The following is a 26595-nucleotide window of genomic DNA, read 5'->3' as shown; positions in this document are numbered from 1 at the left end:
GTTAGTCGTTCGGCACGACCTCCGGCGCCCGGAGCGTCTCGGGGTCGCCGTCGAGCGTCGCGAGCACCATCGCCGCCGTCAGCACGGCGATCCCGGCGCAGACGAGGTACTCGAGCCGCATGCCGACGACGGAGGCGACCGGCAGCGCCACGAGCGGGCCGATCGTCGAGCCCAGATCGCCGAACACGTTGTAGACGCCGCCGAGTTTCCCCACGTCGCCACCGGGCGCGATGTCGCCGAGGTAGGCCATCAGTGGGGGGCCCGTGCCCCCGACGCCGATCCCCACGAGCGCGACGCCGACGACCGTGCTCGCGACGCTGGGACGAACGCGAGCAGCGCGAAGCCGGCCGCGAGCAGCCCCAGCGCCGGGATCACGGTGTACGTCCGCGAGGGGAGCGTATCCGAGAGCCGACCGACCACGAGCGTCGTCACCGACATCGCGAGCACGGAGATCGCCATCACGATCCCGCTGACGCCCGTCGACGCCAGCGCGCCGAGGGCGATGTTGTACTCGTTCGTGTACAGCACGACCGTCGAGAGGAGGATGCCGGCGTAGAGGAACCGCACCGCGAGGTTAGTGGCGCCGATGCCGAGCACCCGGGCGTCGGCGCGGACGACCGCCGGGAGGTCCCGCAGCCGCGTCGTCGCCGACGCGCTCCCCTCGACGTTCGGCAGGACGACGAACGCGACGACCGCCGCGAACAGCCCCGCCGCGCCGGCCGTGGCGAACGCCTCGCTGTAGCCGTACAGATCGGTCAAGATCCCGCCGAGGATGAGCCCGGCGGGGAAGCCGAGGCTCTGGCCGCCGCGCATGTACCCCACCCACTTCCCGCGGTTCTGCGCGGTCGTGACGTGGGTGACGGTCGTGAACGCGCCGACGAAGACGAACGCGGAGCCGACCCCCACAGCGCCCGCGAGAGGAAGAAGATCGCGGCGCTGGAGAGGGGGATCGCGCCCGGATCGAGCGCGACCACGTAGCCGAACGGCACCAGCCCCTGCACGGCGAGGCCGATCAGCATCGGTCGGCGCGTGCCGAGGCGGTCGAGCACTTGCCCCGCCGGCGTGTTCAACAGCAGCCGCGTGAAGCGGTTGACCGAGAGGATCATCCCGACGACGAACGAGGAGATCCCCAACACCGTCCCCAGCGCCGGGAGTGTCGGGAACGCGACACCGCCGCCCACGCCGCCGAAGAACACCCCGGCGATCACGGCGCCGACGACGACCGGGACGCTCGGGTCCTCGTCGTCGATCGCGGGACTGGTGAGGGTGGGGACCTGCACGATCGGCGCTACCAGGCGTACTCTTCGCGCGGATCCACCGCGTCGGCGTCGCGATCGAACACGTGCTCGCCGTCGACGAACACGTGCTGGGTCCGGCTGTCGACCCGCCAGAACTCGCCGTCCCAGACCGCCACGTCGGCGTCGGTGCCCGGTTCGAGCGTACCGACGCGGTCCTTGATCCCGAGGATCTCGGCGGCGTTGGTGGTCACGGCGTCGAGTGCGGCCTCCTTCGGGAACCCTTCACGGACCGCGAGCCCGACACAGACGTCGAGATGCTGCTGGGGCAGGACCGGCGCGTCGGTCTGGATCGCGACTTTCACGCCGGCGTCGTGGAGGATCCCCGGCGTCTCGAAGGTGATGTTCCGGAGTTCGTACTTGCTCGCCGAGGAGATCGACGGGCCGACGACCGCGGGCACGTCCCGTTCGACGAACTCCTCGGCCATCACGTGGCCCTCGGTGGCGTGTTCGATCGAGAGGTCGTCGATGCCGAACTCGTCGGCGATGCGGAACACGGTCCGGATGTCGTCGGCCCGGTGGGCGTGGACCCGCAGCGGGAGATCGCCGGTGAGCACGCGAGAGAGGTTCTCCATCCCGAGGTCGCGCTCGAACTCGTCGTCCCCGTCGGCGTTTGCCTTCCGGTCGAGGTAGTCCTCCGCGGCCATGAACTGCTCGCGGAGCGTGGCAGCCACGCCCGGCCGGGTCGAGGGCTGGCGATCCTTCTGCTCGCCGTGGAAGCGCTTCGGGTTCTCGCCCATCGCGGCCTTCATCCCGTCTTCGGTGATCAGCATCTCGTCGGCGCGGTCGCCGTAGGTCTTCATCGAGACGATCACGCCGCCGATGACGTTGCCCGACCCCATCCGGCTGGAGACGCTGGTGACGCCGTTCTGGAAGGCGTGTTTGAGCTCCTCGTCGCGCGGGTGGAACCCGTCGAGTGCGTTGACGTGGGGCGTCGTCGCGGACGTGCCTTCGTTGAAGTCGCCGTCCTCGGGTTCGCCCCACTCGGCCATCCCGGCGTGGGAGTGGGCGTCGATGAGCCCGGGCGTAACGTGTGCGCCGTCGACGTCGATCTCGTCGGCGTCGTCGGGCGCGTCCACCTCGCCCACGTCGGCGATCTCCCCGTCCTCGATCAGTACGTCGCCCTCGATCGTTCCGCGCTCGGTCTGAGTGTGTACGACCCCGTTCCGGATGACTCGCATACTCGCGAGTCGGAGCGGTCGAACAAATGATTTCGGTTCGAAGCACGGCCGGCCCCGACCGACCGTCGGTGTGTCTCTTACTCCCGTGACACGGTTTCACAACCTCGGAGTAGAGTTAAGTGGGACCGGAATAGAGGAACTGACAGGACGAACGATGCGCCTCCCGACATCCCTCCCAATGCTCACAGGGCTCAATAGCTCTGCGCTTGGGTTTACCGGAGCGGACCGGTTCGGGTATGTCGGGATTTCCATCGTACGCCCGCAGGTTCGTTCCGGTCGGCTCGCAGCGTGAATCGGTTCACGGCGGCCCGGTCGGTGCGAACCTGCACTTTCCTGAGCCGTCTGTTCACGTTGTGGGCCAACTCCCACGGGAGCTGGTCCCCAGCACGTTCGAGTCGTGGTGGGAGCATGCGATGAGCACCAAAAGTTCCGACGGGTCGGCGGTTCACCGCCAGCCCATCGGTGTGGACTGTACAGTTAGCGTCCCGCGCAACGCAGCCGGCGACCTCGAAACCGGCGTTCGAGACCGTCTCGGCGGCGCCGACGGCGTCGACGCGGTCGAGGAGGTCGACCTCCAGGGCATCCGCCCTGGCCTGAACGACCTGACGGTCACCGTTTCGGCGTCGTTGGTCGTCGACGACAGCGCCGAGACGGCCGCGCGGCTGGAGGACCGATTCGGTGTCAGCGAGGTGGAGGTGGAGTTACGCACGGGGCCTCCTTAGCCAGCCACGGCACGTGACCGATCGGCGCCTCCGTGCGCCGATCACGGAACTGATGCCGTGGCTGTGCGGAAGCCGATTGACAGTACGTAACCCTCGGCGCCGCCGTGCGCCGATCACGGAACTGATGCCGTGGCTGTGCGGAAGCCGATTGACAGTACGTAACCCCTCGGCGCCTCCGTGCGCCGATCACGGAACCGATGCCGTGGCTGTGCGGAAGCTGATTGATAGCCCGTGACCGATCGGCGCCGCCGTGCGCCGATCACGAAACCGATGCCGTGGCTGTGCGAAGTCACGCAGGGTCGCCCCCTGTGTACGCCCCCGCTGGCGCACGGGCCCTCCATTCTCACCTCCCCAGAAATACGCTCCACCACGCACGTCTTCCCCACCCAGCGATGCCGTCGGGGAAGGGCAAGGTAGTTACCCGTTCCGCCCCGACTCCAGCCATGAGCGTACTGGAGGACGCCCGCGCCGTGCTCGCGGTCGACGGGGTCTGCGACGCCTGTCTGGGCCGCGTCTTCGCCGACCGAAGCCACGGCCTCACCAACCGCGAACGGGGGCGGGCGCTGCGGACCGTCGTCGGGCTGGAGGACGACGCGGAACCCGCCTACGTCGACCCTGAAGAGTGCTGGGTCTGTGAAGGCTACTGCGCCGCGTTCGACGAGTGGGCCGAGCGCGCCGCCGCCGAAGTCGAGGACGTGGAGTACGAGACCTACCAGGTGGGCACCCGCCCGCCCGCGCTGATCGAGGAGAACGAGCGCATGCTCCGGGAGGACGCCGGCCTCGACGCCGACGCCGGCGAACGGTTCAAAAGCGAGTTCAACCGCGAGGTCGGCAAGCGCGTCGGCCGACTGACTGGAACCGAGGTCGACTTCGACCGCCCGGAGGTCCAGTTCCTGCTCGATCTGGAGGACGACACCGTCGAGGCGAAGGTCAACTCCGCGTTCGTCTACGGCCGCTACCGCAAGCTGGAGCGAGGGATCCCGCAGACGAAGTGGCCCTGCTCGGCCTGCAACGGCAGCGGCCGGCAGGGTCGGGAGCCCTGCGAGGAGTGTGACGGGCTGGGCTATCGGTACCCCGAGAGCGTCGAACAGCTCACCGCACCGGTCGTCGAGGACGTGATGGACGGCGTCGGGGCGACGTTCCACGGCGCCGGCCGCGAGGACGTCGACGCCCGGATGCTCGGTACGGGGCGACCGTTCGTCATCGAGATCGAGGACCCCCGCCGGCGCGACGTGGACACCGACCGCCTGCAGGAGGACATCAACGCCTTCGCCGACGGGAAAGTCGAGGTCGAAGGGCTGCGCCTCGCGACCCACGAGATGGTCGAGCGCGTCAAGCGCCACGACGCCTCGAAGCGCTACCGCGCCGCGGTCGCGTTCGACGCCGATGTCGACGCCGACGACTTCGCCGCGGCACTCGAGGAACTCGACGGCGCGACGATCGAACAGGAGACGCCCAACCGTGTCGACCACCGCCGGGCGAGCAAGGTCCGCACCCGCGACGTGTACGACATCGAGGGCGACCTCGAGGACGCCCGGACTGCGACCGTCGAGATCCACGGTGCGGGCGGGCTCTACATCAAGGAGCTCGTCTCGAGCGACGAGGGCCGCACCACGCCGTCGCTCGCGGGACTGCTGGGCGTCGGCGCCGAGGTGACGGCGCTGGACGTGCTCCGCGTCGAGGGCGAATCAGAGCCGTTCGAGAACGCGGCGTACTTCCGGGACTGATGGTCGTCGGCGCCGACGAGGCCGGGAAGGGCCCGGCACTCGGTCCGCTGATCGCCGGTGCGGTCAGGGCCGATCCCGCCGACCTCCCGGCAGGGCTCGACGACTCGAAGCAGCTGTCCGCGGCGCGCCGCGAGGAGTTGGCCGCCGGGCTCCGCGACTGCCCCGAGATATCGGTTGCGACCGCGGCCGTCGCGCCCGAGCGGATCGACGCCCCCGAGACCGACATGAACGGCCTCGGCGTCGCGGCGCAGGCCGAAGCCGTCGCCGCCGTCGCCCGAGACGGCGACGACGTGGTCGCCGACGCCGCCGACACCGACGAGTCGCGGTTCGGCCGGCGACTCCGGGATGCGGTGACCGAGCGGGGATCCCAGGTCACAGTCACTGCCGAACACGGTGCCGACGAGTCGTACGCGGTCGTTTCGGCCGCGAGCGTCGTCGCCAAAGTCGAGCGGGACCGCCGGATGGCGGAGATCGACGACGAGTACGACCGCGCGGTCGGGAGCGGCTACCCCTCCGATCCGACCACGCGGGCGTTCCTCGCCGGGTACGTCGAGGAACACGGGGAACTGCCCGCGTGCGCCCGGACGACGTGGGCGACCTGCGAGGACGTGCTCGCGAGCGCGGAACAGTCCGGGCTGAGCGAGTTCTAACGGAACGGCGGCAGCTCCCACGCGTACGCGCCGAGCGCGAGCAGCGCGCCGATCCACAGGATCACCACCACGATCAGCGGCGCACCCAGCACCAGCAGCACGCCAGCGAGCGCCGGGAGCGCGAAGAACCCCAGCAGCAGGCCGCCGCCGATCTGGCTCAGCGCCCGGACGGCGCCGCGGATCTCCGCGCGAACCGCCTGCCGGATCGCTCGTTCGGTTTCTGGATCGACGTCATCGCCATTATCGGCGCCGGAGGGCATACGCCGGGATTCGCCCGAACGGGAGAAAAACGTTCGGCCGCTCAGTGGTCTCCGGTCAGCAGCGACCGGAGGATGTCGCCGTACGCGGGACGGGTGACCAGCACCCCGACGAGCACGCCGAGGATGGTGAAGATCGCGAACCCGCGGAGCTGGCCGAGCGAGAGCACCGCCAACGGCGAGAGCGCGACGATCGTCGTCGCCGCCGCGGCGCCGATGACCCAGAACGCCTTGCGGAAGCGGCTCTGGAACACGCGCTGGCTGCTCACCTCGCCCTCGCTCATCACCTCGTCGGCGATGATGATCAGGTCGTCCACCCCGGTCCCGATCGCGGCGACGAAGCCGGCGATCACCGAGAGATCGATCGGATAGCCGATCGCCGCGGCCGCCCCCATCAGGATCACGACCTCCGAGAGCGCGGTGACGATCATCGGCCCCGCGACCTCGACGCGCCGGTAGCGAGCGAACACCACGCCGCTCACGGCGAGCACCGCGGCGATCCCCGCGATCAACGAGTCGGTCTTGAACCGGTCGGACTGCGAGGGGTCGACGTACAGCATCGAGTTCTGGTCGAGGTCGAGCTCGGTCGGGAGCGCGCCGGCGCGGAGGTTGATCGCGACCTCCTGGGCCGTCGAGAGGTTCCCGGTCGTCAGGCGGAACTGCGGGTTGTCCGCCCACGTCCCATCACGCATCGGCTTGGCGAGGCCGTTGGGGCCCCTTCGACGCCGAAGGCGTTCAGGACCTGGCCGTCCTGCACGAGCAGGATGCACGGTTCGGTCCCGTTGGGGTTCTCACGGTAGCGGCACTCCGTGCCGCCCTCCTGGGCGAGTCCGGTGTCGACGAAGCGCTGCTGGACGTCCTCGGCGGCGTCCTCCCTGACGATGACGCCGACTTCGCCGCCCCGGCCGCCCTCGAGCGGTTCGGCGTTGCCGACCTGCCGGAGGTCGTCGGACTCCATGATCGTCGTCCGGACGTACGTGCCGTTCTCGTTCTGGTGGTACGCCTGGATCAGCACCTGCCCCGGGACTCGATCAGCTCGCGGACTGCGGTCTGGTTGGCGTTGGGCACCTCGACGACGATCACGTCGCCGCCGACGACCCGGACGGTCCCGCCGGAGAGGCCGGCCTCGTTGACCTTCTGTCGCAGCACGGTCACCGCGGTCCGCTGGGTGATCTCCGAGACGCGGTCCTGCGTGTCGTCGGCTTCATAGCCCGCCTCGTTCAGCGCGGCGTCGAGCTGTGCGGCGGTGACGTTCGCCGTTCTGACCTCGACGACCGTCGTCCGCTGGACGGTGTCGCCGTACTCGCCGGGGTAGCGGACGGCGATGTCCTGTGCGCTCGCGTTCTCGAGGCCGGCGGCGACTTCCTGGCGGATCGTCTGCCGCTCGGTTCCGTTGGGAACGTCGACGCCGGTCGCGTGGACGCCGACCAGCGGCGCCTGGATCCGGGTGCCGCCGGAGAGTTCGAGGCCGTACTGGAGGTTCGTCATGCCGGTGTTCGCCGCCGTGCCGTTGCTCGTCGATCCTGGCGTGTTGGTGCTCGGTGCGAGCGTCGGCGAGAACAGCGCGAACACGCTCGCGAGCACGATCACGACGAGCAGGGCCACTCGCCAGTTCTCCTTGATGCTGGCCCACGTGCCGCCCTCGTCGGCCATTATCGGCTCACCCCTCGAACTTCCACCAGCGAAGCAGCGACATGTTGAGCATGTAGGTGTTCAGCAGGTCGGTCGCGAGGCCGAACACGAGGATCAGCCCGATCGAGGAGAGTAGCCCGATCCCGAACGCGGTCGCGACGATCGTCATCACGGTCATCGCGGCGATTGAGGTCACCGTCATCGTGATCCCGGTCTCCATCGCGCGATAGGCCGACTCGTAGAAGCTCCCCTGTCGGCGGAGCACGTGGTTGTTGAGCAGGATGTCGGAGTCGACGGAGTACCCGATGATCATCAGCAGCGCGGCGACCGAGCCGAGCGTGAGCTGGATACCGAGGACGTTCATCAGCGCCAGCGGCACCACCACGTCCGAGAACGCCGACACCACGACGGCGATGCTGGGAACGAACGTTCGGAACATCGCGAACACGAGCACGCTCATCCCCGCGAAGGCGATGACGATGCCGCCGATCGCCTGGGTCTGGGCCGCGCTACCGAAGCTCGGCGACGTGGCATCGATCGACTCCACGCCGAAGCCGGCGTTTTCGGCTTGGGTCTCCAACTGCTCGCTGTTCGCATCCGCCCCGAAGCTCACGAGGTAGATGTCGCTTCCGGCGACCGGCTGGATGCTCGCCGGCTCGGCCGTGAACGCCTCCTGGATCTGTTGTTCGGCGTTCGGGCCGTCGACCTGGAGTCGCATCTCGGTGCCGCCGGTGAACTCCATCCCGAGATCGACCGGCGCGCCAGTCGTGAGCCAGACGCCGCCGATGATCAGGAGGGCAATCGCCAGCACCACGAGCGGGACCGCGACCAGCTGTCGGTTCGAGTACTCGGCGTAGTCTACCTCCGGAAGTCCGAAGGGGAGGTCCACGCTCGGCACTCACCTCACCTCCCGGACGAACTGATTCATACCGCCGAGTTCCCCTCGCGTGCCGAATAAGCCTTCTCTTACCGTTCGCGCCCGAGCATGGCTGTGGCACGGAGCCAACGTTGATACGTCGTGGGGTCTATGTCCAGCACGATGCTGCTCCAGTCAGGGCTGCTTGGCCCCGAGACGCTCCCCTGCTGTTGGTCGTGGCAGGGATCGCGCTGTCGATCGCGGAGGCGTTAGCGCCGGGGGCCCACTTCATCGTCGTCGGCGTGTCGCTGCTCGGCGCCGGGCTGGTCGGCCTGCTGCTCGGCCCCGCGGCGACGCCGTTCGTGCTCGCCGGACTCGTGCTCCTGATCGGGATCGTCACGCTGTACGGCTACCGCGAACTCGACTTCTACGGCGGGAAGGGACAGCCCCAGACGAGTGACTCGGCCGACCTGAAGGGGCAAACCGCCCGCGTCACCTCCCGGGTCACCCCTCGAGAGGGCGAGGTCAAGATCGACAACGGCGGCTTCAACCCCTACTACTCCGCCCGCACGATCGAGGGCGAGATCCCCGAAGGCGAGGAGGTGATGGTGGTCGACCCCGGCGGCGGCAACGTCGTCACCGTCGAGTCGCTGGGCGCGATCGAGGGGGGCCTCGATCGCGAACTCGAACGTGCCCGCGCCGAGAACGCCCGCAAGGAGGCCGCGGACGCCGAGTCCGACGAGCGGGCGGGCGACGACGCCGCGGACGCCGACGACGCCCCGTCGGGCGACGATTCCGGTTGGACTTCCCGGCCCGACGCGGTCGCCGCCGACGAGGCCGCGGAGGACGGGGTGTCCGACGCGGAGTCCGAGGAGGAGTCCGAGCGCGAGACCGAGACGAACTGATCGCCGGGCGACACCGCCGCCTGGCGGTTTTTTCGCGGGAAACTATTAAGCCACCAACACCCCAACCCCGGGTATGGTCATTGCACCACTGCAGTTCGCCGGCGCCGTCACGGGCGTCGTCGGCCTGCTGTTCCTCTTCGTCGTCATCGCCGCGGTGTGGCAGGCCGTGGAGATCGTCGACGCAACGGAGAAGAAAGCCCTCACCGTGTTCGGGGAGTACCGCAAGCTCCTCGAACCGGGTATCAACTTCATCCCGCCCTTCGTCTCCCAGACCCACGCGTTCGACATGCGGACCCAGACGCTGGACGTGCCCCGCCAGGAGGCGATCACGCGGGACAACTCCCCGGTCACCGCCGACGCCGTCGTCTACATCAAGGTGATGGACGCCCGGAAGGCGTACCTCGAAGTGGACGACTACAAGACCGCGGTCTCTAACCTCGCCCAGACCACCCTCCGTGCGGTGCTGGGCGACATGGAGCTCGACGACACGCTCAACAAGCGCCAGGAGATCAACGCCCGGATCCGGAAAGAGCTCGACGAGCCCACCGACGAGTGGGGGATCCGCGTCGAGTCCGTCGAGGTCCGCGAGGTCAACCCCTCGAAGGACGTCCAGCAGGCGATGGAGCAGCAGACCTCCGCCGAGCGCCGCCGCCGCGCCATGATCCTCGAAGCGCAGGGGGAGCGACGCTCCGCCGTCGAGGAGGCCGAGGGGGAGAAGCAGTCCAACATCATCCGCGCACAGGGGGAGAAGCAGTCCCAGATCCTCGAAGCGCAGGGTGACGCCATCTCGACCGTGCTCCGGGCGAAATCCGCCGAGTCGATGGGCGAGCGCGCGATCATCGACAAGGGGATGGAGACGCTGGAGAACATCGGGCAGGGCGACTCCTCGACGTTCATCATGCCCCAGGAGCTCACCTCGCTGGTCGGCCGCTACGGCCAGCACCTGACCGGCAGCGACACCAAGACCAAGGAGAGCCTCAACTCGCTGGACTTCGACGAGGAGACCCGCGAGATGCTGGGGCTCGACGACATCGAGAACATCCTCGGCCAGATCGACGAGGCCGCCGAGCTCGACACCGAGGCGATGGAGGAGGAGGCCGAGAAGATCATGTCCGGCGACACCGAGCCCGACATCCAGTCGGCCGACGACGTGGTCGCCGACGCCGACGAGTCGGAGTTCGTCGACGACGCCGAGGTCGAGACCAAGGAGTCCGGCTGACTTCGGATCACTCCGGCGAATTACTCCTTCCCTACAAATTTCCAACGGTTATATAACGGCCGAATAGTAACGGGTACTCATGAAGCGACGCGCGTACCTTCGAACCGCCGGCGTGGGCGCTGCGGCCCTGATCGCGGGCTGCTCCGCGGAACCGACCGGCGAAGACGGCAGTACCGACACTCCGACAGGCACGACCACGGGGACGACCGAGGGAACGCCGACGCTCCGTGTCGGGACGTACACCTCGTTCATCGACGCGCCGAGTACGAGCCCCGGCGCGTGGGTGAAAGAGCAGTTCGAAGCCGAACACGACGCCACACTCGAGTGGTTCGCGCCGGACGGGGGGATCGACTACTTCCTCCAGCGGCGCAATCAGGGCGTCACCGTCGACACCGACCTCTACGCGGGCCTCACGCCGGAGAACATGGTCCGTGCCGACGACAACCTCCAGAACGGCGACTCGCTGTTCGACTCGGTCGACACCGGCAACATCGACAACGCCGACCACCTGATCGACGAGTACCAGTTCGACCCACAGGGGCGGGCGCTGCCGATGGGGGCGGCGTACATCAGCCTCGTCTACAACCAGAACATGCTCGACGAGCGTGGGGTCTCCGGGCCGGAGACGTTCGAGGATCTCACGACCGAGGAGTACCGCGACGCGCTGTTGATCCCGAACCCCCAGAACAGCGAGACGGGACTTGAGTTCCTGTTCTGGACGATCAACGAGTACGGCGAGGACGGCTACCTCGACTACTGGCAGCGGCTGCTCGACAACGGCGCCCGGATCCTCGAAGGCTGGGGCGCCGCCTACGGCGCCTACAGCGAGGGCGAGGCGCCCGCGGTCGTCTCGTACTCAACCGACCAAGTGTTCGCCGACATGTCCGACGCCGACATGGCCGAACACCAGATCGGCTTCCTGAACGGCGAGGGGTACGCCTACCTCGAGGCGATGGCCCGGTTCAGCGACACCGACAAGCCCGACCTGGCCGAGTCGTTCATCTCGTTCATGCTCCGCCCCGAGATCCAGGCCGAGGTCGCCCAGCGCAACGTGGCGTTGCCGGCGGTCGACAACGCCGAGCTCCCAGAGAAGTTCGACGAGCTGACGCCGGAGCCCGAGACGGTGGTGTCGTTCGACTACGACCGGCTCTCCGGGAACGTCGACGACTGGCTCGGCGAGTGGTCCCGGCAGGTCGCCGAACAGTAGCGTGACGGCCATCCGTCGGCGACTCGAAGCCGCCACGCTCCCGGTGGCCGCCCTCTCGACGCTCGCCCTGCTGACGCTGCTGTTCTACTACCCCGTCGGCCGGGTGCTCTCGGAGGCGATCCTCCGCGAGGGGCGGCTCACGCTCGAGCCGCTGCGCTCGGTGCTCGCCGACCCGTTCTTCTTCGGCGTCCTCGCGCAGGCCGCCGAGGACCCCTCGGTGCTGTGGACGGCGATCGAGCCCCATCGGATCGGCCCGATCACCTACCCGTTCCCGAACTACAAACTGGGGCTGTTCGGCTTCACCGCGTACCAGGCGCTGCTGTCGACGATCGCGAGCATCGCGCTCGGGCTGCCGGGCGCGTACGTGCTCGCGCGGTTCGAGTTCCCCGGGCGGAAGACGATCCGCTCGCTGACCGCGGTGCCGTTCGTGATGCCGTCGATCATGGTCGCGATCGGCTTCATCGCCACGTTCGGTCGGAACGGCGTCCTCAACACGGCGCTGACCGCCGTGGGGCTCCCCCGGATCGAACTGCTGTACACGCTGCCGATCATCGTCCTCGCCCACGCGTTCTACGACGCGCCGCTGATCGCGCGGGTGACGGCGACGGCGTGGGAGAGCGTCGACGCCGGCACGGCAGAGACGGCCCGCAGCCTCGGCGCGTCGCCACGGCGGGCGTTCGTCGACGTGGTGTTCCCCCAACTGCTGCCGGCGATCCTCACCGGCGCGCTGCTGACGTTCATCTTCTCGTTCATGTCCTTCGCCATCGTGCTCGCGCTGGGCGGGCTTCGGCTGGCGACCGTCGAAGTCTGGGTGTACCACCGCGTCAACCAACTCGACTACGGCGGCGCGTCGACGCTGGTGACCCTCGAGATGCTGTTCTCGCTGGTGTTGACGTACGCGTACCTCCAGTACGAGGCCCGCCAGCGCGCCGAGAGCGCCGCCCGCCCGGCGCCCCGCAAGCCGCTGTTCGGCCCGCTGAACACCGACCGGGTGGCGGTCTGGGCCTACGTCGCCGTCGCGCTGGTGGTGTTCGTCACGCCGATGGCGAGCATGCTTCTGGCGAGCGTCACCGGCCCCAACGGGTTCACCCTCGCGAACTACGAGTTCCTCGTCAGCCGCCAGCTGAGCGCCGAAGCGTTCCAGATCAAGCCGCTGACGGCGATCAGCAACTCGCTGCTGTACGGCGCCGGCAGCCTCGCGATCGCGGTGCCGATGGGCGTGCTGCTGGCTGTCGTCTCCACCCGGGACGTGCCCGGGAGCAAGCTGATCGACACGCTCTCGATGGCGCCCTTTGCCGTCTCGGGCGTCGTCGTCGGCCTCGGCCTGCTCCAGGGGCTGGTGTTCGGCACCACAGTCTTCGGCTATCGGTTCACCGTCACCGGGGCCGTCGCCGTCGTCGCCGCCCACGCCGTCGGCGCCTATCCGTTCGTCACGCGCAACGTCGCGCCGCTGTTGGCGACGATCGACCGCTCGGTCGTCGAGTCCGCGCGCACCCTCGGCGCCTCCAGGTTCCGGGTCCTGCTCGACATCGAACTCCCGCAGGTGTTCGCCGGCGTCGTCGCCGGGGCGGCGTTCGCGTTCGCGATCAGCATCGGGGAGTTCGATTCGACGGTGATTTTGGCCAGCGGGAGTTCGGCGTACACCATGCCGGTCGCCATCGAACGCTTCATCGGGCGACGCCTCGGCCCCGCGACGGCGATGGGCTGTGTGTTGCTCGTCGTCACCGCCGCGAGCTTCCTCGTCATCGACCGCCTCGGCGAGGGGAGGGGGATGTAGATGGCGCGCATCGAACTCGACGGCGTCCGGAAAACGTTCGCCGACGCGGTCGCGCTGGAGGCGGTCTCGCTCACCGTCGAGGAGGGGGAGTTCTTCACGCTCGTCGGCCCCTCGGGCTGTGGGAAGACGACGACGCTGCGGGCGATCGCCGGCCTCTCCTCGCCCACCGCGGGGACGGTTCGCTTCGACGGCGAGGACGTGAGCGACACGCCCGTCGAGGACCGCAACGTCGGCGTCGTGTTCCAGAGCTACGCGCTGTTCCCGCACATGACCGTCGCGGAGAACGTTCGCTACGGCCTCCGGTTCACCGACCCACCGCGCGGGCTCACCGCCGACGAGCGCGTCGACGAACTGCTCGACCTGGTCGACCTCCCGGGTATGGGCGACCGCGAGCCCGACGAGCTCTCGGGCGGGCAGCAACAGCGGGTCGCGCTGGCCCGCGCGCTCGCGCCGGCGCCGGACGTACTCCTGCTCGACGAGCCCATGAGTGCCCTCGACGCGCGACTCCGCGAGCAGCTCCGCCGGGCGATCAAGCGCATCCAGCAGGAGCTCGACGTGACGACCGTCTACGTCACCCACGACCAGGAGGAAGCGTTGGCGGTCTCCGACCGGCTCGCAGTGATGCACGACGGTGGCGTCGAGCAGGTCGGCACCCCGGTCGAGGTGTACGAGCGCCCCGAGACCGAGTTTGTCGCCTCGTTCGTCGGCGAGAACAACGTGTTCTCGGGCGTCGTCGCCGACCGCGACGGCGACGAACTGGCCGTCGACGTGGGCGTCACTGGCGCCGACGGCGACGGTGCCGCCACTCCCGGCGCCAACCCCACCAGCGATGCTGCTGCCAGCGGCGAGGAGACCTTCCGCGTCGCCGCCGGCGACGCCGCCGCGGCTGTCGGCGACCGCGTGACGTTCTGCGTGCGCCCGGCGGCGCTCTCCCCCGACCCCGGCCACAACCGATTCCCGGTCGCGCTCGAAACGACGGAGTACCTCGGCGGCATCACGCGTCTCTACGGCGAGTGGGCGGGCCGCGAGATCGTGCTGCGCTTGCCCGAGCCGCCGGCCGACGACACGATCACGGTCGGGTTCGACCCGGCTGACGCGATCGTCCTCTGAACCACCCGCCGCAGATCACACCAACACATGATCACGCTTGCTTCCGACTTCGGCACGCCGTACCCAGCAACGATGAAGGGCGTCATCCTCCGGCAGTGCGACGCCCGACTGGTCGACATCGCCCACGACTTCCCCCGGCAGGACGTGCGCGCCGCCGCGTTCTGGCTGCGCGAGGTGCTGCCCGAGTTCCCGCCGGCGACCCATCTCGTCGTCGTCGACCCCGGCGTCGGCACCGACCGCGCCGCGATCGTCGTCGAGGCCGGCGGCCACCGGATCGTCGCGCCCGACAACGGCGTCGCGCTCCCGGCGGCCCGTCGGCTCGCCGATGACGACGAGGCGATCGCGGTGTACGAGGTCGCCTACGACGACGACGAGACCGCGAGCAACACGTTCCACGGTCGGGACGTGTTCGCGCCCGCCGCCGCGCGGGTCCACGAGGTCGACGAGGTCGCCCACGCCGACGGCGTGGTGTCGACCGACGACTGGGTCGACATGACGTTCCCCGAGCCGATCCGCGACCAGGACGCCGCGACGGGCGAGGTGCTGGTCGTCGATGGCTTCGGCAACGCGATCACCAACATCCCCGGCCACGTCCTCGACGGCCACAGCACCGTCCGCGTCAACGACGAGTTCGCGCCCGTCGAGGACGCCTACGCCGAGATGGACCCCGGCGAGCGCCTCGTCACCGTCGGCAGCCACGGCAACGTCGAGTTCGCGGTCAACCAGGGCCGCGGCGACGAGGCGTTCGACCTCGCGGTCGGCGACGACGTGTCGCTCTCCTGGTGAGAGCCCCCACGACCCTCCGTCACCGACTCGTTCGTCCAGCGCAGCCTCGGGGGTACCCCAGCCGGAACGTTTTCGGCACGTGGCAACGTTTGGCACGATTATGGGTACGTACATGGCGCTGGTCGACGTTACCGACGAAACGGTCCAGAACGTGCAGGATCTCGCGACGGTTTGGGGTGACTTGACCGGCGATATCGAGGCGCTCGGTGGGGAGCTGATCGACGCGTACGCCATCCTCGGCGAACACGACTTCGTCGTCATCTTCGAGGCGGACGGCCGCGACGGCGCGTTCCAGACCTCGGTCTCCATCGAACGCTACGGGCTCGACACCCAGACGATGGAGATCATCCCCGTCGACGACCTGGGAGGGCTCGTCCAGGACATCTGAGCCGGCGACCCGTTATCCGTCACGAACGCTTTTCGTCCCGCGGTAACACCGGACAGCCGTGACCAAACAGGATCTGTTCGACGACATCGAGGCCGAGCACGACCGACTCACGGCGCTTTCGGAGCAACTCTGGGAGAACCCGGAACTCTCCCTGGAGGAACACGACTCCGCCGCGCTGCTCGAAGAAGCGCTTCGCGAGGAGGGGTTCACCGTCGAATCCGGCGTCGCCGGCATCGACACGGCGTTCGTCGCGCGCTACGGCGACGAGGGCCCCGTCGTCGGGACGATGGGGGAGTTCGACGCGCTGCCGGGGATGAGCCAGGCCGCGAAAGCCGAACGTGAACCGATCGAGGAGGGTGGCCCGGGCCACGGCTGTGGCCACAACCTCTTCGGCGTCGGCAGCCTCGCCGGCGCGATCGCGGTCAAACGCGCCATCGAGCGCGGCGACGCCCGGGGCTCGGTCGTCTACTTCGGGACGCCGGCAGAAGAGATCGGCGCCGGCAAGGTGTTCATGGTCCGGGCCGGCGCGTTCGACGACGTAGACGCGGTCGTCTCGTGGCACCCGGACTGGCTCAACACTCCCGGCCGAGGGTCCTGCCTCGCCGTCGACTCCTTCGAGATGCGGTTCGAGGGCGAGAGCTCCCACGCCGCCGCCGCGCCCGAAGCGGGCCGGAGCGCCCTCGACGGCGTCCAACTCCTCGGGAACGGTATCGAGTACATGCGTGAACACGTCGCCGAATCGGTCCGCATCCACTACGTTGTCAGCGACGGCGGGCAGGCCGCCAACATCGTGCCCGAGGAGGCGGCGATGGAGGTGATGGTCCGCGCGCCCGACCGCGCCGCCGTCGAGCGCGTCTCCGAGCGCGTGCGCGACGCCGCCGAGGGCGCGGCGCTCATGTCCGGCACCGACGTCGACGTGACCCAGACCGGCGGCATGTACGGCGTGCTTCCCAACGACGCGCTGGCCGACTCGATCAGGTCGACGATGGACGCGGCCGAGTTCACGCTCACCGACGAGCAGGAGTCCTTCGCGGCGGACCTGAAGGCGACGCTCGACGACCCCTCCTACGCCGGCGCGCCGCCCGAACGCCGCGAGGAGGTCGCCGAGGCGGCGATGTTCGGCGACCCCCTCGACGCCACCGACGAGGGCGGTGTCGGCTCCTACTCCACTGACGCCGGCGACGTGTCCTGGAACGTCCCGCTCGGGCGGTTCCGTGCGGCGACGTGGCCGACGGGGACGCCAGCGCACTCCTGGCAGGCTGTCGCGGCCGGGAAGGAACTCGGCACCGCGGGGATGCTGTTCGCCGGGAAAGTCGTCGCGGGGTCGCTGTACGATCTACTGACCGACGAGGAGCTGCTCGCCGAGGCCCGCGCGGAGTTCGAGGAGCGGAAGGGCGACCGCGAGTACGAGTCCCCCTCCCGGCCGACGCCGACCCCGACGAACTTGTCTGACCGTCGATTTGCGGCGTCGACGCGCGCTCCCGTCGTCGCATCGGACCCGGCAACTTAAACCCGAGAGCGGGCAATCCTCTCCCAATGAAGCCGACGGAGCTGTCGGGCCTGCCTCCGGGCGTCGGTGAGCATCTCGAGGACGAGGGTGTCGAGGCGCTCTACCCACCCCAGGCCGAGGCCGTCGAGCGAGGGGTGGCCGACGGTGAGAACGTCGTTGCCGCGGTCCCCACCGCCTCGGGGAAGACGCTGATCGCCGAACTCGCGATGCTCTCCGCCGTCGAACGCGGGGGACCGCGCTGTACATCGTCCCGCTCAGAGCGCTCGCAAGCGAGAAGAAGGCCGAGTTCGAGCGCTGGGAGGAGTACGGCGTCACCGTCGGCGTCTCGACGGGGAACTACGAGTCCGATGGCGAGTGGCTGGCCTCGCGGGACATCGTCGTCGCCACGAGCGAGAAAGTCGACTCGCTGGTGCGCAACGGCGCGCCGTGGATCGACGACCTCTCCTGTGTCGTCGCCGACGAGGTCCACCTCGTCGACGACCGGGAGCGCGGCCCCACGCTCGAAGTGACGCTCGCGAAACTTCGGCGGATCAACCACGACCTCCAGACGGTCGCGCTCTCGGCGACGGTCGGCAACGCGCCCGAGATCGCCGACTGGCTCGACGCCGAACTGGTCGACTCCGACTGGCGCCCGATCGACCTCAAGACGGGCGTCCACTTCGGGAACGCGATCAACTTCGCCGACGGCTCCCAGCGCGAGGTGTCGGTCGACAGCGGCGGCAAACAGACCCCGGCGCTGGTCGACGATACGCTCGACGAAGGCGGGTCGAGCCTGGTGTTCGTCAACTCCCGCCGGAACGCCGAATCCGCGGCCAGCCGGCTCGGCGGCACCACGAGTGACCATCTCACCGACGCGGAACGCGCCGACCTCCGGGAGCTGGCGACGGCGATCCGGGACGTGTCCGACACCGCGACCAGCGACGACCTCGCCGACTGCGTCAAAGCGGGCGCGGCGTTTCACCACGCCGGGCTCTCCAGCGAACACCGCGATCTGGTCGAGGAGGCGTTTCGTGACCGCCTGATCAAGGTGATCGCGGCGACGCCGACGCTCGCCGCCGGCGTGAACACGCCGTCACGTCGGGTGATCGTCCGAGACTGGCGGCGCTACGACCCGGAGTTCGGCGGTATGAAGCCACTCGACACGCTCGAAGTCCACCAGATGATGGGGCGGGCGGGCCGGCCCGGCCTCGACCCGTACGGCGAGGCGGTCCTGCTCGCCTCGAACAACGACACCAAGGCGGAACTGTTCGAGCGCTACATCGACGGCGAGCCCGAACCCGTCCGGTCGAAGCTGGCCGCCGAGCCCGCCCTGCGGACCCACCTGCTCGCGACGGTCGCGTCCGGCTTTGCCAACACCCGCGAGGAGATCCTGGAGTTCCTCGACAACACGCTCTATGCGGTCCAGAGCGCCGGGAACGCGCAGCTGGAGTCGGTGACAGACACGGTTCTGAACTACCTCGCTGCCAACGAGTTCGTCGACCGCGACGGCGACACGATCACCGCGACCGAGATCGGCCACACCGTCTCGCGGCTCTACCTCGACCCGATGAGCGCTGCGGAGATCATCGACGGCCTGCGCGACGCCGAGGACGGCGACGACGGAAGCCGGGAGTACGGCTCCCGGGGCGCGATGGACGGCGACCCGGCGGAGTCCTCGGGCTTCGTCTCCGGGAACGATCTGCTCGACGACGACCCGTTGGCCGACGCGGACGGCGAGGCCGAGGCGATGGGCGAAGAGGTCGAGGGGGGCGACGACGCCGGCGACGTGTCGGCGCTCGGGCTGTATCACCTCGTCTCCCGCACGCCGGACATGTACCAGCTCTACCTGAAGTCCGGCGACCGCGAGACGTACGAGGAGGAGCTGTTCGAGCGCGAGACCGAACTGCTCGGGCGCACCCCTCGGAGTACGACGACGTGGCGTTCGAGGAGTGGCTCTCCGCGCTCAAAACCGCCCGCATGCTGGAGGACTGGGCCAGCGAGGTCGACGAGGATCGCATCGCCGAGCGATACGGCGTCGGCCCGGGCGACATCCGGGGCAAGGTCGACACCGCCGAGTGGCTGCTCAACGCCGCCGAGCGGCTGGCGGGCGAACTCGATCTCTCGACCGTCGTCGCCGTCCGCGAGGCGAAAAAGCGCGTTGAGGACGGCGTCCGGGAGGAGCTGCTTGATCTCACGGGCGTCCGCGGCGTCGGCCGCAAGCGCGCGCGGCGGCTGTTCGAGGCCGGTGTCGAGAGCCGGGCGGATCTCCGGACCGTCGACAAGTCGGTCGTCCTCGGTGCGCTCCGCGGGGCGAAAACCGCCGAGACCGTGCTCGAAAACGTCGGCCGCGAGGATCCGTCGATGGACGGCGTGACCGCCGACGCCGACGCGAAACGTGCCGGCCGCGGGGAGGAGGCGGGCCAGGCCTCGCTGGGTGATTTCTGATGCGGCTCCTCGACGGCCGGGCGACGGTCGACGATCTCGACGCCTTCCTCGCGACGCTTGACGACGTCGCCGAGGCGACCGGAACGACGGTACAGGCGTTCGACGCCGACTACGTGGTCTCGGCTGCGCACCTCCAGCGCGCGCTGGACCGGGCCGACCGCGCCATCGCCCGCGGCGAGAACATCGCCCGGGAGCGTGCGGTGGAACTGCTCTGCTATGCGGCCGGCCGCCGCCAGATCAACCGTGCCCTGGAGATGGGCGTCGGCGAGGGGGCGAACCGCGTCGTCGTGCTCGTGGACTCGCCCGCCGGCGACGAAGCTGCGGAGGCCGAAGCGGTCGAACGGCTCCGCGAACACGTCACGGAGGCGTCGGTGCTCGGTGAGCACGACGAGGCGACGGTCCGGACGTTCTTCGACGTGTCCGACGCCGAACTCGACGCGGTAGAAGGGGACCTGACGGAACTGGTGCTGGAGCGCGTGGCGCTGCTGGACGTCGAGAAGTAGCTCGCGTCGTGGATTGACTCGTCCGTGGCGGGTAGTCGTCGACGCCGCCACGGCTCGTCGGTCGAGAACTGCGAGGAAGTAGTCCATCCTGGATTCGAACCAGGGTCGAAGCCCCAGAAGGCTTCAGGATTGGCCACTACCCCAATGGACTGCTACGCTCCACCTCGTCGGTGGCGTGCTTCGCAACCAACGGTAATCCGCTCGCAAGTATGAGTGTTTCGGAGTCAATCGCCGGCCCGTCGGCGGTTCGGTCACCGTGGCGCTGCTCCCGACCGGTTCGCGAAAAAGTGATCTCGTCGCGGCGACGTTACCCGAGGAGGTACCGGGTCCACGGGTAGCGTTCGACCAACGGCCGGCCGTCCAGTTCGTACTGCTCGAGGTACTGGTCGACCCCGAGGATGCGGCCCGCACCGAACGCCGCGACCGCGAGGAACACGAGCATGTACGCGAAGTCGCCGTTGATGTAGCCGTGCGAGACGCTCCAGTTGCCCAGGTAGAACATGAGCATCATGAACGCGCCCCAGAACGCGGCGAGGCGAGTGAGGCCACCGACCAGCAGGCCGAGGCCGATGAGCAGCTCACCCCACGGCACGGCGACGTTCACGAAGTCGAGGAACAGCTGCGAGGACCCCATCGCCTCGAACAGCCCGGCCACGGGGCTGCCGTTGGCTCGTGGGGCGTTCAGCAGGTACCCACCGGCGGAGAAGCTCCCCGAGAGTACCTTGTCCAGGCCGCTCTGGAAGAACGCCAGTCCCATCATGAGCCGCAGCGCCAGGATGAACCACACGCTCAGCGTGTGGAGCTTCCCTTCTGCGGTGAACCCGCCCAGCGTACTTCGGAGTGTGACTTCTTGTGTTGCCATATTTCGAGCTTGGACGGCGCGGGTCTTATGCCCCGAGCGTAGTTCCCGAGCCATGGGAACGTCTGTACCGGCCGATTTCGGTAGCCGGGAAACCACCACCTACTTGGCCGCTTCGGCCACAGAACCGGTATGTACGTCGGCCGCTTCCTCGTCGCCGCGCCCGGACTGGCAGCCTACCGCGTCTCCTCGCGCTCGTTCCCCAACCGGAAGGTAATCGAGCGCGACGGCAGCCTCACCGTCGTCCCGACGGACGACGCCGAACCGACCGACAACCCCTACGTCTCCTACAACTGCGTCCGGCGAGTCGACGCCCCGGACGGCCAGCGGGCCGTCGTCGGCAACGGCTCCCACGTCGACCCGATCGCGGAGAAAGTCGAGATGGGCTACCCCGCCCGCGACGCGCTCGCGGCCGCACTGCTCGCGCTGGACTTCGAGAAGGACGACTACGACACCCCCGGATCGCCGCCGTCGTCGGTGCCGACACCGCGTTCGTCGGTACCGTCCGTCGGGACGCGCTCGTCGTTCGTGAAGTCGACGAGCCGACGCTGATCGCCACCTACGAGCGGGACGACCCCGAGCCGTTCGCCCTCGACGCCGCCGAGGCCGAATCGGCGGCCCAGGAGCTCTACGAGCACACGTTCGAACACGCCGTCTGCGCCGCCGGCGTGCGCGTCGACGCCAACGGGGCCGAGACGGCGATCCACAACGGCGAGTAGCGCGACGCTTTTCCCGGTCGCCGCGCTTTCGCCGGCCATGCGACTCGGCGTTATCTCCGACGTTCACGGGAACCTCCCTGCGCTGGAGGCGGTGCTCGACGACATGCCGGCCGTCGATCTGTTGGTCTGTGCCGGCGACGTGGTCGGCTACAACCCCTGGCCCGCCGAATGCGTCGAGCGCGTTCGGGGCGGGACGTGCCGACGGTGCAGGGCAACCACGACCGCGCGGTCGCCAGCGGCCGGGCACCCGGGTTCAACGGGATGGCGCAGGCCGGCGTCGACTACGCTCGGGATCACCTCGGCGCCGACGCGCTCGACTGGCTCGACGGGCTGCCGACCGAGCGCCACGTCGTCGACGACCGAGTGACGGTCGTCCACGGCCACCCCGACGATCCGGACCACTACACCTACCCCCGCGAGTTCGCGCCCGACCTGCTCGACGGTGCGGAACTGCTCGTCATGGGCCACACGCACGTCCAGCACCACGCCGTCTTCGGGGACGGGATCGTCTTGAACCCCGGCAGCGTCGGCCAACCCCGGGACCGCGACCCCGACGCGGCGTACGCGGTCGTCGACCTCGACGAGCGAACGGTCGACGAACGCCGGGTGAGCTACGACATCGACGCCGTCGTCGACGCCGTCGCCGAGGCCGGCCTCCCCGCGGAGATCGGCGAGCGGTTGCGAGACGGGCGATAGCACGGCAGGCCGCTACTTTTCGCCGGCTGTCACGCCAGGATCGACGCTTCTCGGAGCGCCCGAGTAGCGACGCGTCGCCGCTGCTCGTACCGATAGACAATTGAGTTTGTACTACTGAAACCAAACTGGGAAAGTCTTAACCCGATCGCCGAAAACCGGACAAACGGCAGGGCTCGATTCGCGGGAGCGAGTCGAAAACGACCGGCAGCGACGCCGTGAGTGGCTACGCTGGCGATCGCTCCCCGAGCTCGCCGTGGATATGACGCAACTCAACCGACCGACGACCGACCGAATCGAGGACCGGCTCGCCGCGGCGACGGCGGATCTGGATCTCGTGAGCGATCGCGAGGCGCTCGCCCGCGCCGCCGAGCGCGACAGCTACGAGGGGGCCGACGCCGACGAGATCGACGAGGCGCTCATCGGCGTGCTCACCGCCCGCACCGAGCGCGACCCCGCCCACGACGACGCGGCCGCGCGGATCGCGCGCTGGCGCCACGCCCGCAACGTGACCGGCACCGACGGCCCGCTTCCCAAGGAGACCTACCGTGCCTCGTTCGTGGAGTCGATCGAGACTGGCGTCGAGGCGGACCTGCTCGACGAGCGGATGGCCGAGTACGATCTCGAGGCGCTCGCCGAGTCACTCGTCCCGGAGCGGGACGACGAGTTCGGCTACATGGCGGTCTCGACGCTCGTTCAGCGGTACTTTCTCCGAACGGCTGCGGGGACGAACCCATCGAACTCCCGCAGTCGTTCTGGATGCGCGTGGCGATGGGGTCGCGCTAGCCGAGGACGAGGCCGAGCGCGAGGCGCGCGCGATCGAGTTCTACGAGGCGCTCTCGACGCTGCGGTTCGTCCACTCGACGCCGACGCTGTTCCACGCCGGCACCACCCACCCCCAGCTCTCCTCCTGCTACCTCACGACGGTACAGGACGACCTCGAGGACATCTTCGACTCCTACAAGGCCCACGCCAAGCTGTCGAAGTGGTCCGGCGGGCTCGGGAACGACTGGACGAACGTCCGCGCCGAGGGCTCGCTGATCGAGTCGACCGGCGTCGAATCGACCGGCGTCGTCCCCTTCCTGAACATCTCCGACGACGTGACCGGCGCCATCAACCGCTCGGGCAAACGCCGCGGTGCCGCCTGTGCGTACCTCGCGGCGTGGCACCTCGACTTCCCGGCGTTCCTCGACCTGAAGCGGAACACCGGCGACGAGCGCCGACGCACCCACGACATGAACACCGCGGCGTGGGTGCCGGACCTGTTCATGAAGCGCGTCCGGGCCGACGAGCAGTGGACGCTGTTCTCGCCCGACGAGGTGCCGGAGCTCCACGATGCCACCGGGCAGGAGTTCGAGGAGCTGTACGAGGAGTACGAGCGGGCGGCCGAAAACGGTGAGCTCCGCCAGTACGAGCGCGTCGAGGCCGCGGAGCTGTGGCGCACGATGCTCACCCGCCTGTTCGAGACCGGCCACCCGTGGATCACGTTCAAGGACCCCTGTAACGTCCGCTCGCCGCAGGACCACTACGGCACGATCAACAGCTCGAACCTCTGTACGGAGATCACGCTCAACACCTCACAGGAGGAGACAGCGGTCTGCAACCTCGGCTCGGTCAACCTCGCTCGGCACGTCGACGGGGAGGGCCTCGACCGCGAGCAGTTGGCCGACACGATCCGGACGGCGATGCGGATGCTCGACAACGTCGTCGACCTGAACTTCTACCCGACCGATCGGGCCGAGCGCGCGAACACTCGCCACCGACCCGTGGGCCTCGGCGTGATGGGGTTCCACGAGATGCTCGAACGGCGCAACGTGGCGATGGCCAGCGACGAGGCGCTCGACGTGGCCGACCGGACGATGGAGCAGGTCGCCTACCACGCCATCCACAACTCCTCGCGGCTGGCGAAGGAGCGCGGCACCTACGACTCCTACGAGGGGTCGAAGTGGGATCGCGGCCTGCTCCCGCAGGACACCGTCGAACTGCTCGAAGCGGAACGCGGCGAACCCGTCGACGTGGACGCCGAGGAGCGCCTCGACTGGGACGAGGTGCGCGACCACGTCGCCGAACACGGGATGCGGAACTCCAACACCACTGCGGTGGCGCCGACGGCGACCATCTCGACGATCGCTGGCACGACGCCCTCGATCGAGCCGCGCTACTCGAACCTCTACGTGAAGTCGAACATGAGCGGCGACTTCACGGTCGTCAACGAGCAGCTCGTCGACGAACTCGACGAACTGGGGCTCTGGACCGACGAGATGCTCGACCGGATCAAGTTCCACGACGGCGCGATCCAGGAGATCGACGAGATCCCGCCGGCGCTCCGGGAGCGCCACCGCGGCGCCTTCGAGATCGATCCGCGCCACCAGCTCGAACTCACCGCCCGGCGGGGGATCTGGGTCGACCAGTCCCAGAGTCACAACGTGTTCTTCCCCTCGACGGACGGCACGCTGCTCGACGACCTGTACCAGCGGGCCTGGGAGCTCGGGCTGAAGACGACGTACTACCTCCGCACGCTCGGCGCCAGCCAGTTCGAGAAGTCGACGCTAGATATGGCGGAGTACGGCCGGACCCAGCGCCGTGACACGGCGGACGACGAGAGCGAGGCGGCCGCCGACGGCGGCCGGCCATCGCCGCCATCCGACGAGGCCGACGGCGGCGACGCCTGCGAACCGCACGACGACTCGGACCTCCCGAGCGTCGAAGACCCGACCTGCGAGGCTTGCCAGTAATGCCGATCGACTACCTCACCGACAGCGACACGCACGACCCGAACAAGATCCTCCCGTTCGACTACGAGTGGGCCCGCGAGTACTACGAGGCGGGCGTCGACAACAACTGGGTGCCCGAGGAGATCCCGATGGGCAACGACATCACTCAGTGGAACGGCGACGAGCTCACCGACGCCGAGCGCCAACTGGTCGAGTGGAACCTCGGGTTCTTCTCGACGGCGGAGTCGCTCACGGCGAACAACATCGTGCTCGCGGTGTACGACCACGTCACCGCGCCGGAGTGTCGGCAGTACCTGCTCCGGCAGGCGTACGAGGAGGCCGTCCACACGGACACGTTCATCTACTGCTGTGACTCGCTGGGGTTCGAGCCCGACTACCTCTACGGGATGTACGAGCGCATCCCCGCGATCGAAGCCAAAGACGAGTTCGTGGTCGACCTCACGCAGGTCGTCGACGACCCCGAGTTCACCATCGAGGACGAGGACGACGTGCGAGCGTTCCTCCGGGATCTCGTTGGGTTCTACGTCATCATGGAGGGGATCTTCTTCTACGCCGGGTTCGCGATGATGCTCGGACTCAAGCGCCAGGGGAAGCTCACCGGGATCGGCGAACAGTTCGAGTACATCATGCGGGACGAATCGCTCCACCTCGGCTTCGGGATCGAACTCATCGACGCGATCCGTGAGGAGACCGACGCCTGGACCGAGGCGTTCGAGTGGGAGATCCGCAACCTCATCCTCGACGCGGTGGGGCTCGAACAGCGCTACGCTCGGGAGGCCTGTCCCGACGAGATCCTGGGGATGGGTCCCGACCAGTTCTCGGAGTACGTCGAGTACGTCGCCGATCGGCGGCTGACACAGCTCGGGATGGAGCCGGAGTACGGCACCGAGAACCCGTTCCCGTGGCTCTCGGAGGCCGCCGACCTCAACCGCGAGAAGAACTTCTTCGAGACGCAGGTCACCGAATACCGCTCCGGAGGATCGTTGGAATGGTGAGACTCATCGACTCCTACACCGAGACCAGCGAGGTGGTGATGCCCGACGCGACCAACAACCTCGGGCGTGCACTCGGGGGTGGGTGCTCCACCGCATGGACCTCGGTGGGGTCGTCGCCGCCCGACGGTTCGCCCAGTCGCAGGTCGTCACCGCGAGCATCGAGCGCGTCGACTTTCACGCGCCGATCGATCTCGGGGATATCGCCGTCCTCACCGCCTACGTCTACGACGTTGGTGAGACGAGCATGCAGGTTCGCGTCGACGTGACTGCCGAGCGTCCCAGCGAGAGCGTCGAGCGCGACACTGCGTCCTCACACCTGACGTTCGTCGCGATCGACGACGCCGAGAACGTCCAGTCGGTGCCGGAGCTGACGGTCGAAACCGCCGAAGAACGCCGCCTGCGGGACGCCGCACGGAACGAGGCGCCGGCGCCGACCCAGTAACAG

Annotated in this window: 18 protein-coding genes and 7 pseudogenes; 18 read left to right on the top strand and 7 right to left on the bottom strand. The window is 68.7% G+C overall.

The genetic code is table 11. From position 1 onward, the window contains the following. Window position 1: 1 nt before the first annotated feature. The 3 genes and pseudogenes from SY89_RS18105 to SY89_RS04575 all read right to left on the bottom strand — a co-directional run bounded on the left by SY89_RS18105 (window position 2) and on the right by SY89_RS04575 (window position 2476). Window positions 2–250: an MFS transporter gene (locus tag SY89_RS18105; RefSeq protein WP_239685512.1), complete on the bottom strand. Its 249-nt coding sequence runs from the start codon at window positions 248–250 to the stop codon at window positions 2–4. Next, window positions 250–1181 (bottom strand): annotated as a pseudogene (locus tag SY89_RS18100) (MFS transporter). Before SY89_RS18100 ends, SY89_RS18105 begins: the two are co-directional and overlap by 1 nt. Window positions 1182–1288: 107 nt before the next feature. Further along, on the bottom strand, window positions 1289–2476 hold the full coding sequence (locus SY89_RS04575) for an amidohydrolase family protein (protein WP_054583328.1): 1188 nt from the start codon (window positions 2474–2476) through the stop codon (window positions 1289–1291). A gap of 464 nt (window positions 2477–2940) precedes the next feature. Between SY89_RS04575 and SY89_RS04570 the strand changes: the two genes are divergently transcribed. The 3 genes from SY89_RS04570 to rnhB all read left to right on the top strand — a co-directional run bounded on the left by SY89_RS04570 (window position 2941) and on the right by rnhB (window position 5575). Continuing rightward, window positions 2941–3198: a hypothetical protein gene (locus SY89_RS04570; protein ID WP_144427132.1), complete on the top strand. Its 258-nt coding sequence runs from the start codon at window positions 2941–2943 to the stop codon at window positions 3196–3198. A gap of 443 nt (window positions 3199–3641) precedes the next feature. Beyond that, window positions 3642–4925 carry a tRNA pseudouridine(54/55) synthase Pus10 gene (locus SY89_RS04565; RefSeq protein WP_054583327.1) on the top strand — a complete coding sequence of 428 codons (1284 nt, stop codon included), beginning with the start codon at window positions 3642–3644 and terminating at the stop codon, window positions 4923–4925. Next, entirely contained in the window at window positions 4925–5575 is a 651-nt protein-coding gene (gene rnhB / locus SY89_RS04560; protein WP_054583326.1) for a ribonuclease HII, read from the top strand. The genes SY89_RS04565 and rnhB overlap by 1 nt, the downstream gene beginning before the upstream one ends. Here rnhB and SY89_RS04555 read toward each other — a convergent pair. From SY89_RS04555 to secF, 3 genes and pseudogenes are all read right to left on the bottom strand, one after another. Beyond that, entirely contained in the window at window positions 5572–5835 is a 264-nt protein-coding gene (locus SY89_RS04555) for a hypothetical protein (protein WP_054583325.1), read from the bottom strand. The genes rnhB and SY89_RS04555 overlap by 4 nt on opposite strands. A gap of 41 nt (window positions 5836–5876) precedes the next feature. Beyond that, window positions 5877–7485: pseudogene (locus SY89_RS04550) on the bottom strand (preprotein translocase subunit SecD). A 7-nt stretch (window positions 7486–7492) separates the two neighbouring features. Next, a complete protein-coding gene (secF, locus tag SY89_RS04545) occupies window positions 7493–8353 on the bottom strand; it encodes a protein translocase subunit SecF (RefSeq protein WP_054584663.1) in 861 nt (286 codons plus the stop codon). Window positions 8354–8556: 203 nt separating this feature from the next. On the opposite strand from secF, the gene SY89_RS04540 reads away from it, so the two are divergent. The 10 genes and pseudogenes from SY89_RS04540 (at window position 8557) to cgi121 (ending at window position 20149) form a co-directional block, all read left to right on the top strand. Beyond that, window positions 8557–9225: an NfeD family protein gene (locus SY89_RS04540; RefSeq protein WP_394325748.1), complete on the top strand. Its 669-nt coding sequence runs from the start codon at window positions 8557–8559 to the stop codon at window positions 9223–9225. A 73-nt stretch (window positions 9226–9298) separates the two neighbouring features. Next, window positions 9299–10444 (top strand): SPFH domain-containing protein, encoded by a 1146-nt coding sequence (locus SY89_RS04535; RefSeq protein ID WP_054583324.1) that lies wholly within the window; start codon window positions 9299–9301, stop codon window positions 10442–10444. Window positions 10445–10523: 79 nt separating this feature from the next. Beyond that, window positions 10524–11651: a thiamine ABC transporter substrate-binding protein gene (locus tag SY89_RS04530; RefSeq protein ID WP_054583323.1), complete on the top strand. Its 1128-nt coding sequence runs from the start codon at window positions 10524–10526 to the stop codon at window positions 11649–11651. 1 nt (window position 11652) lies between these two features. Continuing rightward, window positions 11653–13428, top strand: a complete 1776-nt coding sequence (locus SY89_RS04525; protein ID WP_054583322.1) for an ABC transporter permease — start codon at window positions 11653–11655, stop codon at window positions 13426–13428. After that, complete coding sequence (locus SY89_RS04520) at window positions 13429–14538, top strand: ABC transporter ATP-binding protein (RefSeq protein WP_054583321.1); 1110 nt, start codon at window positions 13429–13431, stop codon at window positions 14536–14538. A 27-nt stretch (window positions 14539–14565) separates the two neighbouring features. Then, window positions 14566–15324: an SAM hydrolase/SAM-dependent halogenase family protein gene (locus SY89_RS04515; RefSeq protein WP_054583320.1), complete on the top strand. Its 759-nt coding sequence runs from the start codon at window positions 14566–14568 to the stop codon at window positions 15322–15324. A 100-nt stretch (window positions 15325–15424) separates the two neighbouring features. Then, window positions 15425–15712 (top strand): GYD domain-containing protein, encoded by a 288-nt coding sequence (locus SY89_RS04510; RefSeq protein ID WP_054583319.1) that lies wholly within the window; start codon window positions 15425–15427, stop codon window positions 15710–15712. A gap of 58 nt (window positions 15713–15770) precedes the next feature. Beyond that, window positions 15771–17222 (top strand): amidohydrolase, encoded by a 1452-nt coding sequence (locus SY89_RS04505; RefSeq protein WP_080506592.1) that lies wholly within the window; start codon window positions 15771–15773, stop codon window positions 17220–17222. A 26-nt stretch (window positions 17223–17248) separates the two neighbouring features. Continuing rightward, window positions 17249–19646, top strand: a pseudogene (locus tag SY89_RS04500) (ATP-dependent DNA helicase). Then, on the top strand, window positions 19646–20149 hold the full coding sequence (gene cgi121, locus SY89_RS04495) for a KEOPS complex subunit Cgi121 (protein ID WP_054583318.1): 504 nt from the start codon (window positions 19646–19648) through the stop codon (window positions 20147–20149). The pseudogene SY89_RS04500 and the gene cgi121 overlap by 1 nt, the downstream one beginning before the upstream one ends. A gap of 307 nt (window positions 20150–20456) precedes the next feature. On the opposite strand, the gene SY89_RS04490 is transcribed toward cgi121, so the two are convergent. Next, window positions 20457–21011 carry a DoxX family membrane protein gene (locus SY89_RS04490; RefSeq protein WP_054583317.1) on the bottom strand — a complete coding sequence of 185 codons (555 nt, stop codon included), beginning with the start codon at window positions 21009–21011 and terminating at the stop codon, window positions 20457–20459. Between the two features lie 129 nt (window positions 21012–21140). Here SY89_RS04490 and SY89_RS04485 point away from each other — a divergent pair. The 5 genes and pseudogenes from SY89_RS04485 to SY89_RS04465 all read left to right on the top strand — a co-directional run bounded on the left by SY89_RS04485 (window position 21141) and on the right by SY89_RS04465 (window position 26592). Then, window positions 21141–21727 (top strand): annotated as a pseudogene (locus SY89_RS04485) (IMP cyclohydrolase). Between the two features lie 37 nt (window positions 21728–21764). Next, window positions 21765–22423: pseudogene (locus tag SY89_RS04480) on the top strand (metallophosphoesterase family protein). Window positions 22424–22682: 259 nt separating this feature from the next. Then, window positions 22683–25155 (top strand): annotated as a pseudogene (locus SY89_RS04475) (ribonucleoside-diphosphate reductase subunit alpha). Next, window positions 25155–26150, top strand: coding sequence for a ribonucleotide-diphosphate reductase subunit beta (locus tag SY89_RS04470; RefSeq protein ID WP_054583316.1), 996 nt, complete (start codon window positions 25155–25157; stop codon window positions 26148–26150). Before SY89_RS04475 ends, SY89_RS04470 begins: the two are co-directional and overlap by 1 nt. Next, window positions 26144–26592, top strand: a pseudogene (locus SY89_RS04465) (acyl-CoA thioesterase). The gene SY89_RS04470 and the pseudogene SY89_RS04465 overlap by 7 nt, the downstream one beginning before the upstream one ends. Window positions 26593–26595: the final 3 nt, after the last annotated feature.

The organism is Halolamina pelagica (assembly GCF_001307315.1).
GTDB classification, from domain to species: domain Archaea; phylum Halobacteriota; class Halobacteria; order Halobacteriales; family Haloferacaceae; genus Halolamina; species Halolamina pelagica_B.
Note: the sequence above shows the minus strand (reverse complement) of the source record. Positions and strands in the feature narration are given on the sequence as shown.